The organism is Methylophilus sp. Leaf416 (assembly GCF_001424665.1).
Taxonomy (GTDB): Bacteria; Pseudomonadota; Gammaproteobacteria; order Burkholderiales; family Methylophilaceae; genus Methylophilus.
Genome location: NZ_LMQS01000001.1, coordinates 847,930 through 862,272, shown reverse-complemented (window position 1 = coordinate 862,272; position 14,343 = coordinate 847,930). Strand labels below are relative to the sequence as shown.

The window sequence follows — 14,343 nt, the reverse complement described above, 5'->3', positions numbered from 1 at the left end:
CGGTTAGCCGATCGGTAGACGCTCGATTTTGCGGCGATAGCCGTACAACAGATTGACCATCGCACGGGATACCAGCACAGCGCTGAACATCGAAGTCATAATCCCCAATACGTGTACAACGGCAAAGCCTTTGATCGGGCCGGTACCAAACATAAACAGCGCCAGACCGGCAATCAAGGTAGTCACGTTGGAATCGAGAATCGTGTCAAACGCACGGTCATAACCAGCGTGGATGCTGGCTTGCGGCGTATTGCCATTGCGCAACTCTTCACGGATACGCTCGTTGATCAGCACGTTGGCATCAATCGCCATCCCCAGCGCCAGCGCAATCGCAGCCAGGCCTGGCAAGGTCAGCGTTGCTTGCAGCATGGAAAGAATCGCCACCAGCAGCAACAGGTTGACACCCAATGCCATGACGGAAACGCCACCGAACACCATGTAGTAGATGATCATCATCACCGCAATGGCTGCAAAACCCCATAACGTAGAGTGCACGCCCCGCTTGATATTTTCTTCACCCATGCTTGGACCAACGGTACGTTCTTCAATGATTTCCATAGGCGCAGCTAATGCACCGGCACGCAGCAGCAATGAAATGTCAGTCGCTTCCTGCGCATTCGCCATGCCGGAGATCTGCACACGGCCGCCACCGATTTCTTCATTGATCACAGGCGCTGTCACCACTTCGGTGCTACCTTTTTCAATCAGCAAAATCGCCATGCGCTTGCCGACATTTTCGCGGGTAACGTTTTTGAAGATGCCAGCCCCACGACCATCCAGTGTGACATTAACAACAGAAGAACCATTCTGGCCATTTACGCCAGGGCCTGCATCTGTGATGCGGTCACCAGTGAGCACGACACTTTTCTTGACCAATACCGGACGGCTGTCACGGTCAAAATATAATTCATCGCCAAAGGGTACCTGGCCGTTTTGCGCTTTTTGCAAAGTCGCCATATCGGCTTTCTCTTCGTCAACCATGCGAATTTCCAGTGTCGCTGTACGACCCAGAATTTCTTTGGCTTTCGCGGTATCCTGCACGCCAGGTAATTGCACCACAATCCTGTCTATGCCTTGCTGCTGCACAATCGGCTCGGCCACACCCAGTTCATTGATCCGGTTATGCAAGGTTTGTAGGTTCTGCTTCAGTGCAAACTCCTGAATGCGTTTTTGTGCCATGGTGCTCATGCTGGCGGTCACGCTATAGTCTTTGTCGCTACCGCTGACTTTATATGTCAGGTCTGAAAAATCTTTTGCCAGCAGATTGCGCGCTTTAGTCGCTTCCGCTTCAGATTCAAATTTAATCACTACCACCTGGCCCTGGCGCTCAATCCCGTAATAATTGATTTTTTCTTTACGCAATGACATGCGGAAATCGCCAACGGTGCTTTCCGCAGCTTTATCCAAAGCCGCTTTCATGTCCACCTGCAACAGGAAATGCACACCACCACGTAAATCCAGGCCCAAATACATAGGCTTGGCGCCTATGCTTTGCAGCCAGTTTGGCGTTTGCGGCACCAGGTTGAGTGCCACGGTGTAATCTTTGCCCAAAGTGGATACCAGCTTATCTTTGGCTAATAACTGGGTATCTGTATTGGCAAAGCGGACTTTCACGCCACTTGCATCCAGAAACACCCCATCAAATGGAATATTCGCCAGTTTTAAAGCGCTTTCCACTTTTTGCAACAGGCTTTCGTCTACTTTGAGCGAGGTTTTCGCCGGGCTGATTTGCACCGCTGGCGATTCACCAAAAAAGTTGGGGATGGTGTATAGCAAGCCAATGACGATGACTGTGCCAATCAGCACGTATTTCCATAATGGATAACGGTTCATAAAAAACTCTTATACGGAATAAAGGACTGGAAAGTGGCCACTTGAATTAAATGGATTTTATGGTGCCAGGTGGCAGCAAGGTCTGTACGGTGTGCTTTTGTACATTGACCACAGTGTTTGCGGCGATCTCAACGCTGATAAAGCTTTCGCCTACTTTAGTTACTTTGCCGACGATACCACCGGTAGTCGCGACTTCGTCACCAGCTTTAAGTGTTTCCAGCATGGATTTGTGTTGTTTTGCCTGTTTCACTTGCGGACGGATCAGCATGAAGTAGAACAGCACGAAAATAACAATCATAGGCACGAAGCTCATGATATCGCTGGTTGTTGCAGTGGCTGCATAGGCATTACTAATCAACATATTTTTTCTTCCTGAATCAATCTACTAAATAACACGCGATTTTAGCACAGGCAGGTGAAGAATGAACGAGCGGGGAGAAGAGGGGTGGGTATGCAAGTTAAAAGGACGCTTGGGCGGTGATTTGCAGATATTCGTGATAGGGCGCTTCGCTTGTTATTTGTCAGACTTGAAGCGTAATTTTCAGTTCGTCATTCCGGCGTAGGCATGAATTCTGAGAGGGTGCTTGCTTAAGCTTGGCTGCAATAGAAAAGCTAGTATCGCGCTTACTCGTAGTTTTAACAGGTATTTCTTTGGCCCCTAATCTTTTCTATTCGCCCCTAGTCGACCTTCTTTCTGATGCTTGTCCATAAGTAATAGGGCAAAGAACTGGACACGCTGGCTTCCCCTTGTATCCTGCGTTGCTCACCAAGGGGCGAAAAGGGACGTATGTTAATTAAAAATATATAGCTGAATTATCCAAGAGTATTTGTATTCTGTGTCTAGCGCTTCTCTGCCCGCTTCTTGGCGAATTCAAGTTTAAACGTCTCAAACCTGTTTTCCTCAATAGCTGCCCGCATGCCCTGCATCAAAAACTGATAGTAATGCAAGTTATGAATAGTGTTTAAACGCGCACCCAGAATCTCACCAATCCGATACAAATGATGCAAATAGCTACGGCTAAAGTTGCGGCAGGTATAACATTCACATTCTTCATCCAGAGGACGTGTGTCAGTTTTATAAGTAGCATTCTTTATTTTGACATCGCCGTATTGCGTAAACAGCCAGCCATTACGTGCATTCCGCGTTGGCATGACGCAATCAAACATATCGATGCCATAGCTGACTGCATCCACCAAATCTTCCGGCGTACCGACGCCCATCAGGTAACGTGGTTTGTATTTTGGCATTTGTGGTGCGGTATGCGCCAAAATGCGCAGCATATCCTCTTTGGGTTCGCCGACTGACAGGCCACCAATTGCATAGCCATCAAAACCTATCTTTTCCAGGCCCTGGCGGGAGATATCGCGTAGGTCTTCAAACATACCGCCCTGGATAATGCCGAACAAGGCGTTTTTCTCCTGGCTTGTTGTGACTGCATTGCCGTTGTCATTGGCTTGTTCGCTGTGCTGTACTAGCTGCCTTAATTCGTCTTCGCCACCCTGCAAGGCCATTGCCTGGGGGATGGTTTGATTCTGGTACACATTGAACGCATCACGACTGCGTTGCGCCCAACGCAGGCTGAGTTCCATCGACTGCCTGGCTTCATGATGAGTCGCTGGGTAGGGTGTGCATTCGTCAAAAATCATGACGATGTCGCTGTTGAGTACACGCTGGATGCGCATGGATTCTTCGGGTGTCAGAAAGCAGCTGTCCCCGTTAATGGGAGATTTAAACTTGACGCCAGCCTCAGAAATTTTGCGCAACTCACCCAGGCTCCAGACCTGGAAGCCACCCGAATCGGTGAGTATCGGTTTATTCCAGCCCATGAATTTATGCAAGCCTTCATGTGCAGCCACTACTTCCAGACCGGGGCGTAACCATAGGTGAAAAGTATTGCCGAGAACGATGTGCGCCTGGATTTCGTTCAGCTCCAGTGGTGACATGGCTTTGACCGTACCGTAAGTGCCAACCGGCATAAAAGCGGGAGTTTGTACTTCGCCGTGGGGTAGGTATACGGTGCCGCGTCTGGCAAGGTCATCGGTGTTGTGTAAAGAAAACTGCATGAAAATGACGTTAAATAGCTGAAATAAACGACTATTTTATCACAGCGAGGGTGCGCTTCCCGTTTGCTTGATAGGGCCGTTTTAACGCTTGGCTGAGCTTGCATTTTTTGTGATTGCCCGCAACAATGCGCATATCTGCATTCTTGAATTCTCTTATGGCTGACCCACAAACCCGCCTGTCCCGACGTGAAGAACACACCACTCTGCGTCAACGTGGCATTTATTTGCTGCCCAATTTGTTTACCTCTGCCTCTTTGTTTGGCGGTTTCTATGCCATTGTGCAGGCGATGAACCAGCATTTTGAGCAGTCTGCGATAGCGATTTTTATCGCCATGGTACTAGATGGCCTGGATGGCCGTGTTGCGCGGATGACGAATACGCAGAGTGCCTTCGGCGCCGAATATGACAGCCTGGCGGATATGGTTTCGTTTGGCGTAGCACCGGCACTGATTGTGTATGTGTGGGCGTTGCAACCAATGAATAAACTGGGCTGGATCGCAGCATTTATTTATTGTGCCTGTGCTGCCTTGCGACTGGCGCGTTTCAATACCAAGATTGATGACCCTTTCCAGGATAAACGCTATTTCCAGGGGTTGCCTAGCCCGGCAGCGGCAGCATTGCTGGCTGGGTTTGTCTGGGTTTCATACGAATATAATATTGATGGTCGCGAAATCTTTTTTGGTGCGGTGCAGGTGAAATGGATTGCCTGGTGCCTGACTATTTTTGCTGCCGGTTCCATGGTATCTGATCTCAAGTTTTACAGCGGTAAGGATATCAACCTGCGACACTCTGTGCCTTTCGTCGCGATTCTGGCAGTGATGCTGGCCTTTGTACTGATTTCGTATAGCCCGCCGGAAGTGTTATTCAGTGTGGTGTTTGTGTATGCATTATCCGGATACTATTTATGGACACGCGACAGAATGGCCGCAAAAAATAAAACCTGAGTCATGTAGAAACTGAGACGCGCCAACCTGGCGCGTTTTTTGTTGGTCGTGATGAAAGTACTTATGTAAGTCCGCGAATCCTGCGGGACTTTGATGGTCAATTGATTGCCAAGCAGGTAAAATTCCGCCTACCAGGTTAGGATACATTCATGGAACAAATTATTATTTTTGATACCACATTGCGCGACGGGGAGCAAAGCCCCGGCGCTGCAATGACCAAAGAAGAAAAAATCCGCATTGCGCGCCAGCTGGAAAAGCTGGGTGTGGATGTGATTGAGGCCGGATTTGCAGCTGCCAGCCCCGGAGACTTTGATGCGATTTCAGAAATCGCCAAGGTGATTAAAACTTCTACCGTGTGCTCGCTGGCCCGTGCCAGTGAAAATGATGTGCGCCGTGCCGGTGAAGCCATCAGGCATGCCGTCAAAGGCCGTATCCATACCTTTATTGCCACCAGCAAAATCCATATGGAAAACAAGCTGCGCATGACCGAAGACCAAGTGGTCGAGCGTGCGGTACAGGCAGTGAAGTGGGCACTCGAGTATACCGAAGACGTTGAATTCTCTGCCGAAGATGCCGTACGTTCCGAGATTGATTTTCTTGTGCGTGTATTTGAAGCCGTGATTGATGCCGGGGCCAAAACCATCAACGTGCCGGACACCGTCGGCTACAGTATTCCTTCGGTGTGGGGCGAGCGCATGGCTGAACTGATCAAGCGTGTCAGAGGGGCGGACAAAGTGGTTTGGTCTACCCACTGCCATAATGATTTGGGCATGGCGGTTGCAAACTCCCTGTCTGCCGTGATGAATGGTGCCCGCCAGGTCGAATGCACGATTAACGGCCTCGGTGAGCGTGCGGGTAACGCCAGCCTGGAGGAAATCGTGATGGCGATTAAAACCCGCAGCGATATTTTTAACCTCACCACGCGGATTGATACTACGCAAATCGTGCCTGCCTCCAAACTGGTCTCCACCATTACCGGTTACCCAGTACAGCCAAACAAGGCGATTGTTGGTGCCAATGCGTTTGCGCATGAATCCGGCATCCACCAGGATGGTGTGCTCAAGCACCGTGAAACCTACGAAATCATGCGCGCCGAAGATGTGGGCTGGGGCGCGAATAAACTGACTCTGGGCAAATTGTCTGGCCGCAACGCTTTCCGTACCCGCTTGAAAGAGCTGGGGATTGAGCTGGAAAGTGATGACGCCCTGAATGCCGCCTTTGCACGCTTTAAGGAACTGGCCGATAAAAAATCGGAAATCTTTGACGAAGATTTGCATGCGCTGGTGAATGACGAAGTCGTGCAGGATACTGCTGAATTATTCAAGCTGGCTTATCTGCAAGTCGCTTCGCAAACCGGCGAAATCCCGCATGCAGTATTGACCATCAACCGTGATGGCACCGAGCAACGGACCGAAGCCACTGGCGGCGGTCCGGTGGATGCCACCTTTAAAGCGATTGAAAATGTGGTCAATAGCGAGACAGAATTGCTGCTTTATTCAGTGAATAACATCACTAGCGGCACCGATGCGCAAGGCGAAGTGACGGTGCGTTTGGCAAAAGGTGGCCGCGTGGTTAACGGGCAGGGCGCAGATACTGACATCGTGGTGGCATCAGCCAAAGCCTATCTGAATGCGTTAAACAAGCTATATGCCAAAGCTGAGAAGCTAAATCCTCAAGTCGATTAATTGCACCCAATCAGTTAAAGCGCATTTGATTGGTGCGCTTTAACGATTGAACATTCATCATGGTTTTTCATGAAATAAAGTTTGAATGAATGTTTTAACCGCTTGAAGGTTTATTCAGTAGACCCCTCACTTTTTAAATGGCCCTCAACCCTAAGTCATCAATAAATGAAATGTTCCATACAGTGGTCCAGGTTGTAAGGGATTTGAATGTCTTCTAGGCAAAAATGGCTGTTAATCATCAGTGCACTGGCCTGCACTTACCTCATATGGGGCTCGACCTATCTCGCGATCAAATATGCGATTGAGAGTTTTCCGCCATTTATCATGGTCGGCATTCGTTTCACAGTTGCCGGGGCACTGCTTTACGCCATCCTGCGAGGCATGGGTTACGCCGCTCCCAGTTTGATTCAATGGCGTGGTGCCGCGTTAGTGGGCTTGCTACTGCCGGTGTTGGGCAATGGCACCGTTTCGCATGTGCAGTTGCATGTCTCATCCAGTGTCGCAGCGCTGGCGATTGCCACTGCACCAATCTGGATGGCGATTTTTTCCAGCCTGTGGGGACACAGAATCAGCCGTCGTGAATGGCTGGGTATTGCCATCGGGCTGATCGGGATTTTGCTATTGAATACCCGCGGCAGTTTGCAGGGTGATTGGCTGAGTGCATTTCTGCTAATGTTTGCTGCAGCCTCTTGGTCGCTGGGATCTGTGTGGAGTAAACATATGGCGATGCCACAAGGCCTGATAGGCGCAGCCAGCCAGATGTTGTGCGGTGGCCTGATTGCATTTGTTTTCAGCGCCGCGTTTGGTGAGCAATGGCCGGTAGAAATCAGCACACGCTCATGGGCTGCGATTGTATTCATGATTGTGTTCGGCTCTATCGTGGCGTTTTCTGCTTACCATTGGTTGCTGCACAATGTGCGTCCCATGGTGGCGAGCAGTAATACTTTCGTGAATCCGGTAGTGGCATTTGTCGTCGGCGTCTGGTTTGCCGATGAGCAGATTCATGCGATGGAATATATTGCGCTGGCTGTGATTCTGGTTGGTGTGTTTCTGGTGCTGACTTCGACAACTGAAGCCATACCGGAAGAAAAGATCGTTTAATTAATTGGATTGGACCGTTGTTTTATGAAGCAAAACCTGGCCTTGTTTGACTTGGATAACACCCTGCTGGCGGGGGATAGTGACTATAACTGGAGTATTTTCTTGATTGGGGAAGGTTTGCTCGACGAGAAAACGCATAAAGCGCGTAACGAGCAGTTCTATCTCGATTACAAAAATGGCAACCTGGATATTTTTGCCTTTCTCGCGTTTCAGTTACAACCATTGGCGCAGCACCCGAAGGCGTTTCTGGATGAACTGCACAAAAAATATATGACTAACGTGATCCGCCCGATGATGACGCAAAAAGCGCAGGCGCTGGTGAACAAGCATAAGGCGAATGGCGACCTGTGCATGGTGATTACTGCTACGAACAGTTTTGTGACCAAACCGATTGCCACCGCTTATGGTATTGAACACCTGATTGGTACTGATCCTGAAATGGTGAATGGCGAATTTACAGGTGGCGTAAGCGGCACCCCCAGCTTCCAGCAAGGTAAAGTGACGCGGTTGAACGAGTGGCTGGCCGCCAAAGGGCAAACACTGGCCGATTTTGAAACCAGTTATTTCTACAGTGACTCGCACAACGATTTACCGTTGATGAAGCTGGTGACTAATCCTGTTGCGGTGGATGCTGACCCTACATTAACGGCTTATGCCAATGCGCATCAGTGGCCAATGATCAGCCTGCGCTAGGGGTCTTGCGCTATACAAATCTGTAATTGTTAAGCTTAAATTGGACAGTGCTTTAAAAACTCAGCGTCAGCGCTGTCACTGCCATTAAGTTATTGTCTACGCTGCGAGTGCCATCTTTATCAAAAATGGCATCGCGGCTAGTCAGTTTGCGTAATTCATTCCGCCATACCATGCGCTGGTTAAGGCGGTAATCCATATTGACTGAATAACCGGTGGTTTGAAAACCATCATCAGTGCCAGTGTTGATAATCACGCCGTGTTTGTCGTAATAGTGTTCCAGCCGCGCGGCAAATTGCAGGCGGTCTGAATAGCTGTAGCGCAATACAAGGTTTGGGCTGTACCACACATGATAGCGCCCACTGCCGGGAGCAGCTTGGTCTGCGCCGATATCAAACGCGGTGATCAATCCCCAATGTTCATCCAGCTGCCATTGCACATAAAAATCGTGAAAGTAGCGCATCTGACGTTGGGCATCCGATTTATCGTTGCCGATAAATGAGCTGCTATTAACAGTAAGCCTGTCGTTTGGTTTATAGACCAGCTGGTGCCCGATCGCAGGCGTGGTGTTGCCGTCAGGGCGATTTATGCGCTGCCAGCCAGTGAGTAATAAGCCGCTGATCTGCCATTTGTTATCCTTGGTGATATAACTTAGTTTTGCACCGGTCTCAAAGTATGGCGAGTTATCCGCCATCAGGCTACGTGTGAGTGTCCAGTTATCCTGGCCCACCGCGCTTTCAAAACCGATATGCGAAGGCATCACCCCCATATCCAGCCACAAGTTGTTTTCTGCTGAAAGCTTAATGCCGATATTCGCTTCATAGATGTTGCGTAAACCACGAGGTTCTGCCGCATAGTTAGCCCGCATATAGGTGCCTGATCCCAAAGTCAGATTGCTGCGGAGTCGCTCTGTGCTTAAAGCAGCTTTTAACATGGCCAAATTAACACTTGGGCTATCAGTCACATGATGGCTGTAAACGAACTCTGGACGGCGATGGTTGCCTGGGTCGTTGAAATCGTGAATGTAATAAGTTTCCAGGTAACCACTGAATTGAAGTACAGGGCTAGAGGTATCTTTAGACGCAGGCTCGGCGAGATTGCTTGGCTCATGCGCAAAAGCGGTATAACTAATCAATAAGCCAAGCAGCAACGGTAAAATAGACATCAGCAATATTCACTCGGATTGGGTAATGGCAGTATGTAATAAGCCATGTATCAATTACGTAAACATAATGTATGTTCACTGAATTAATTGGTCAGATGAGCGTTAGAAAATAACTGCATTTCCAATCATGTCAGGAATAAAAAAACGCACCAAAGAAGGTGCGTTTAATATTGAATTCTGATTTCTAGCGATTCAACACCACGTGCAACACGAAACGGCTACCTATATAAGCCAACAGCAGCAGCACAAAACCAAACAGCGTCCAGCGGGTAGCGGTTTTGCCACGCCAGCCATATTTAAAGCGGCCAAATAGCAACCACGCATAAATCAGCCAGGAGGCTATCGAAAATATAGTTTTATGGTTGAACTGTAATGGCTGGTCGAAAATTTCTTCGCTAAACAGCATGCCACTAACCAAGGTAATCGTCAGCAATACAAAACCGATATGTAACACCCTGAACAGCAAGGCGTCCATCACCATCAACGGCGGGAAGCCGGGCAACGCCAGCCAGCTGTTTTTCTGGTGCAAGGCGCGCTCGGCCATGCGCATCAGGCAGGCATGCAGCGCAGCGAACGTAAACAGGCTGTAGGCCAAGATGGCGATAACGATATGCAGGCTAAACAGTGACAGGCCTGCGGTATTCACGTAGTAATCTTTGATGGCAAACGCTGGCATCAGTACAAACAAGGCGGCTGGTGGTAATACAAAAGCCTGCAGGCTGTGAAGTGCGTGCTTCAGGTCAGCTATCCAGTAAATCAGCACCGTCAGCCAGAGGATAGCCGAAAGGGCGAAGTAGACGCCAAGGTTGAATCCACCCACTGCAAACATGTCGCGGTAAAGCAGCCAGCCATGCAAAATCACGCCTAATGCCACCATGGCACTATGAAGCTGGAACGATGCCTGCGTTTCACTGGCAGGCTTGTTTTGCCTGGCAATACGCCAGTAATCCATCGCCACTGCCATATAGATAAACGCGACGACCAGATAGGGAATAAGATGCTGAATCATGGGTTGCATTATGGCAAAACTCGGCGTATTCGCCTAGCATGATGTAAAATCCCTAGCTTATTCAAAGACCTGTTTTAAAGAGAGTTTACCCATGCTGGAAAACCTGACCGGCCGTTTGCAGGGCGTGATTAAAAACCTGCGAGGCCAAGCACGTTTAACTGAAGACAACATTGCCGATGCGATGCGTGAAGTGCGGATGGCGCTGCTCGAAGCAGATGTGGCCTTGCCGGTAGTCAAAGACTTTATCGCTCGTGTCAAAGAGCGCGCCAATGGCCGCGAAGTGCTGCAAAGCCTGACACCAGGGCAAGCCGTGATTGAAGTCGTCAATGACGAATTGACTGAATTGATGGGTAAAGCCAACGTTGGCCTCAACCTGGCGGCAGTACCTCCGGTGGTGATCCTGATGGCAGGTTTGCAGGGTGCCGGTAAAACCACCACTTCCGGCAAATTGGCCAAGTTACTCAAAGAACAAAAGAAAAAAGTATTGCTGGCCAGTGCCGATGTGTACCGTCCGGCTGCGATTACCCAGTTGCAGACGCTGGCGAAACAACTGGACATTGATTGCTTCGACAGCAATCCGCAGCAAAAGCCGCTCGAAATCGCTGCACAGGTGATGGAGCAGGCGAAAAAGAATTACTACGATGTGGTGATTTTCGATACCGCAGGCCGCCTGGCGATTGATGAAGCCATGATGGCAGAAATCAAAGACTTGCACGCGTTACTCAAACCGACCGAAACCCTGTTTGTAGTCGACGCCATGCAAGGCCAGGATGCCGTTAATACCGCTAAAGCCTTTGGCGAAGCCTTGCCACTGACAGGCGTGATTGTCACCAAGCTGGATGGTGACTCGCGTGGCGGTGCCGCCTTATCTGTGCGCCATGTCACAGGTCAGCCAATCAAGTTTATCGGCGTCAGTGAAAAAATCGATGGCCTGGAACCTTTCCATCCAGACCGTATGGCAGGCCGTATCCTCGGCATGGGCGATGTACTGAGCCTGATTGAAGAAGCGCATAAAAAAGTCGACCTCGACGAGGCGAAAAAAGTCGCCGACAAAATCAAGTCCGGCGCCAAGTTTGACCTCAACGACTTTAAGTCGCAAATGCTGCAAATGCGCAAAATGGGCGGCATGGCATCGCTGATGGATAAAATGCCTTCGCAAATTGCCGGCATGGCGCAAAAAATCAATACTGACGACGTTGATAAATCCCTGCGCCGCATTGAAGGCATTATCAATAGCATGACCCCGGAAGAGCGCAGTAAACCCGAACTGATCAAAGCGACACGTAAAAAACGTATTGCGGCCGGTAGTGGCGTGCAGGTTCAAGATGTGAACCGCCTGCTCAACCAGTTTGAAGAAACGCAAAAAATGATGAAGATGTTCAGCAAAGGCGGCATGGCCAAGATGATGCGCGGCATGGGCGGCATGATGGGCGGTAAATTCCCGGGCATGTGAGGTCATGAAAACGGGATTCTGTCAAAATAAACTTTTTATACAAAAAAGCAAAAACAGCATTGACCAATTCCCGTAAATCCCCCATAATCGCGTTCTTTCAAATTTGACGCAAAACAGCGCAGCAAGCTAGAAAACAATGGGGTGTTAGCTCAGCTGGTAGAGCAGCGGACTTTTAATCCGTTTGTCGTGGGTTCGATCCCCGCACACCCTACCAAAACACAAAAGACGGCTTGCAGAAATGTGAGCCGTTTTTCTTTTCAGCGTTTCAGAGTTCAATTAAATTAAAAGGTATTAATAAAGTGTCGAAAAGAATAAAAACAATTACACGCGGTATATTTTTTTCATCGTTTCTTTTTTTTCATCATTTGACTAACGCATATTCTGTTGATCTCTACAGCCTTGTGCAGCTTAATGATTACTCGTCTGTCAACGGATTGAATTATAGCTATGCATATGCCATTAATAATTCTGGAGAAGTTGTTGGAGAGAGTCTTGGAATTGATTTTTATGATGATGCAGAGTCGTGGCCACATTTGGGACTCATTCCGCTTAAATGGGATAGCAATGGCAATTTTCAAAAGCTTGGATTTGTGAAAACAGAATACTCAATGTTTGGTGTGAGCGGTACAGCAACTGCCATCAATGATGGCGGGGTTGTAGTTGGTCAATCTGGGAATAGAGCATTCATTTGGAATCAAACAAACGGTATCAAGGAGATTGAATTTATAAATGCTACTGATGGTTCCTCGAAAGCTATTGCGATTAACAATAATGGTACGGTTGTTGGTCATAACGATACTAATCAATACTATTTTTGGGATACTGTTAGTGGACATAAGTTATTAAATACAAATAACCTTGCAGAAAATACTTCAGTAAATATTAGTTCCATCAATAACAATGGTGTAGTCGTTGGTTCAATATCAAGTTTGACCGAAGCTAGATCTTTTGCTGCGATTGGCACTCAGCAAGATGGCTTAACCCGTTTATTTGATTTACCCCATCTTGTTGGCAGCTCAGCGGCAGCAGTTAATGACTTAGGGCAAGTTGTAGGGTCTTTTACTTTAGATTCAAGTGAATTTTATTATCAGAGTCGACCGTTCTTCTGGGACCCCGTACAAGGATTGATTAATATAAATATCCCTGAGGAATTCAATGGAAGTCAAATATCAGCAACAGCGATAAATAATTCAGGAAGTGTTCTAGGCACGATTGCTGGTAACCAAGTTCAAGGTTTCATTTGGGACATCACAAATGGTTTTCGATTACTGAGTTCAATTACAGATCTAATTAATAAACCTTCAGATTTTGGCATGGCTGGTGTTGTTGTACCTTTAGATATAAATGATATGGGGCAAATATTAATTTCATCTCCCGTAGCTGGAAAAGTATATATTCTTAGTCCAGTTTTGTCAGTTCCAGAACCTGAAAATTTGGGCATGTTGCTAGCTGGTTTAGGGGTGGTAGTTTTTATGCAAAGACGTCGAAAGGTTAATTAGCAACCTTTGTCGTGAGTTTGATTCCCGCACACCTACCAAAATATAAAGATGGCTTGCAGAAATGTGAGCCGTTTTTCTTTTCAGCGTTTCAGAATTCAGTTTTTCACTATTTTCCAACAGGTTCAGTTTTTCAGAATTTCGGCGTTTCAGGATTTTTTTGATTGACCAGTCAGCTTTTTCCCAAAACTAACTTCCTTGCCGCCCTGAAGCCTGCCCATAGTCGTGCGTCTTGAGTCACAGGCAAGCAATCAGGGACTGACTGATACGACGGTAATCCCCGCTGAGATCGTTGACCATTATGTTGGCTTGGCGTGGGAGTTCGAGTTTGCCCAAGCGGAAGTGGCTTAGCGTGAGTACAAAGTTCGATCTTTAGGTGGGCCGTACTAGATGAGAGACTCAGGGTTAACGCCTCGGGTCTTTTTTGTTTGGTATAGTGCAATTAATAGTTGAATAGCAGAGCTTAAAAAGGAAGATAACCTAACCCTCATTCAAGCGGAACTGGCCAAAGCCAGCCCTTTAGCTCAACGTTAGGAAAAAATAAATTGAAAGTAAAGTGGGTAGTCACGTAATTCTTCGCCACTATTAGGCAGCCGTTCCCGGTATAAGGGATAGATTGACTCTCCCAAGCGGTTATGTGATCCCAAATGCCTTACTACTGCGCAACGGCCATCAGGAATAGTTTTCATAACGATTCCATGCGTATTTTCTGGGACATCACTTTTAACTTCGCCAGCAATGTCAAAGCGAAATTGTGAAGGTTCAGCTGTATCTGGATTGTTATAAGCGATCCCAAAAGTTCTGCTTTTGTTTTTGGGGGACAGCCCCGTTGTTTTCCTCCAAGCGATGAATTGACCTACCGTATTGTTAAGCTTCTCAACGGGCCCATTTTTCGGGATATTC

Annotated in this window: 13 protein-coding genes and 1 tRNA gene; 8 read left to right on the top strand and 6 right to left on the bottom strand. The window is 48.1% G+C overall.

Annotation, left to right across the window (positions count from 1 at the left end; translation table 11 throughout):
• Window positions 1-3: 3 nt before the first annotated feature.
• The 3 genes from secD to ASG34_RS04115 form a co-directional block, all read right to left on the bottom strand.
• Window positions 4-1,833 carry a protein translocase subunit SecD gene (gene secD, locus ASG34_RS04125; RefSeq protein WP_055826790.1) on the bottom strand — a complete coding sequence of 610 codons (1,830 nt, stop codon included), beginning with the start codon at window positions 1,831-1,833 and terminating at the stop codon, window positions 4-6.
• A 46-nt stretch (window positions 1,834-1,879) separates the two neighbouring features.
• Window positions 1,880-2,194 (bottom strand): preprotein translocase subunit YajC, encoded by a 315-nt coding sequence (gene yajC, locus ASG34_RS04120; RefSeq protein WP_055826787.1) that lies wholly within the window; start codon window positions 2,192-2,194, stop codon window positions 1,880-1,882.
• Window positions 2,195-2,673: 479 nt separating this feature from the next.
• A complete protein-coding gene (locus ASG34_RS04115) occupies window positions 2,674-3,897 on the bottom strand; it encodes a tRNA guanosine(34) transglycosylase Tgt (protein WP_055826784.1) in 1,224 nt (407 codons plus the stop codon).
• Window positions 3,898-4,052: 155 nt separating this feature from the next.
• Here ASG34_RS04115 and pssA point away from each other — a divergent pair, with 155 nt between their 5' ends.
• The 4 genes from pssA (at window position 4,053) to ASG34_RS04095 (ending at window position 8,320) form a co-directional block, all read left to right on the top strand.
• The gene (pssA, locus tag ASG34_RS04110) at window positions 4,053-4,841 is read left to right on the top strand and encodes a CDP-diacylglycerol--serine O-phosphatidyltransferase (RefSeq protein ID WP_055826782.1); all 789 of its coding nucleotides are present in this window, start codon (window positions 4,053-4,055) and stop codon (window positions 4,839-4,841) included.
• A 149-nt stretch (window positions 4,842-4,990) separates the two neighbouring features.
• Complete coding sequence (locus tag ASG34_RS04105; RefSeq protein WP_055826779.1) at window positions 4,991-6,526, top strand: 2-isopropylmalate synthase; 1,536 nt, start codon at window positions 4,991-4,993, stop codon at window positions 6,524-6,526.
• A gap of 207 nt (window positions 6,527-6,733) precedes the next feature.
• On the top strand, window positions 6,734-7,627 hold the full coding sequence (yedA, locus tag ASG34_RS04100) for a drug/metabolite exporter YedA (protein ID WP_055826776.1): 894 nt from the start codon (window positions 6,734-6,736) through the stop codon (window positions 7,625-7,627).
• Between the two features lie 24 nt (window positions 7,628-7,651).
• On the top strand, window positions 7,652-8,320 hold the full coding sequence (locus ASG34_RS04095; protein ID WP_055826773.1) for an HAD family hydrolase: 669 nt from the start codon (window positions 7,652-7,654) through the stop codon (window positions 8,318-8,320).
• A 52-nt stretch (window positions 8,321-8,372) separates the two neighbouring features.
• On the opposite strand, the gene ASG34_RS04090 is transcribed toward ASG34_RS04095, so the two are convergent.
• A complete protein-coding gene (locus tag ASG34_RS04090; RefSeq protein ID WP_088178515.1) occupies window positions 8,373-9,482 on the bottom strand; it encodes a porin in 1,110 nt (369 codons plus the stop codon).
• A gap of 184 nt (window positions 9,483-9,666) precedes the next feature.
• Window positions 9,667-10,500: a cytochrome C assembly family protein gene (locus ASG34_RS04085; protein ID WP_055826770.1), complete on the bottom strand. Its 834-nt coding sequence runs from the start codon at window positions 10,498-10,500 to the stop codon at window positions 9,667-9,669.
• Between the two features lie 82 nt (window positions 10,501-10,582).
• Between ASG34_RS04085 and ffh the strand changes: the two genes are divergently transcribed.
• The 4 genes from ffh (at window position 10,583) to ASG34_RS14215 (ending at window position 13,791) form a co-directional block, all read left to right on the top strand.
• Window positions 10,583-11,944: a signal recognition particle protein gene (gene ffh / locus ASG34_RS04080; protein ID WP_055826767.1), complete on the top strand. Its 1,362-nt coding sequence runs from the start codon at window positions 10,583-10,585 to the stop codon at window positions 11,942-11,944.
• A 138-nt stretch (window positions 11,945-12,082) separates the two neighbouring features.
• Window positions 12,083-12,158: transfer RNA gene (locus ASG34_RS04075), tRNA-Lys, on the top strand.
• 85 nt (window positions 12,159-12,243) lie between these two features.
• Complete coding sequence (locus tag ASG34_RS14110; RefSeq protein ID WP_235559659.1) at window positions 12,244-13,443, top strand: PEP-CTERM sorting domain-containing protein; 1,200 nt, start codon at window positions 12,244-12,246, stop codon at window positions 13,441-13,443.
• 222 nt (window positions 13,444-13,665) lie between these two features.
• Window positions 13,666-13,791, top strand: coding sequence for a hypothetical protein (locus tag ASG34_RS14215; protein WP_268776149.1), 126 nt, complete (start codon window positions 13,666-13,668; stop codon window positions 13,789-13,791).
• Window positions 13,792-13,970: 179 nt separating this feature from the next.
• Here ASG34_RS14215 and ASG34_RS13780 read toward each other — a convergent pair whose 3' ends face one another.
• Window positions 13,971-14,339, bottom strand: a complete 369-nt coding sequence (locus tag ASG34_RS13780; RefSeq protein ID WP_255352313.1) for an AraC family transcriptional regulator — start codon at window positions 14,337-14,339, stop codon at window positions 13,971-13,973.
• Between the last annotated feature and the right edge of the window lie 4 nt (window positions 14,340-14,343).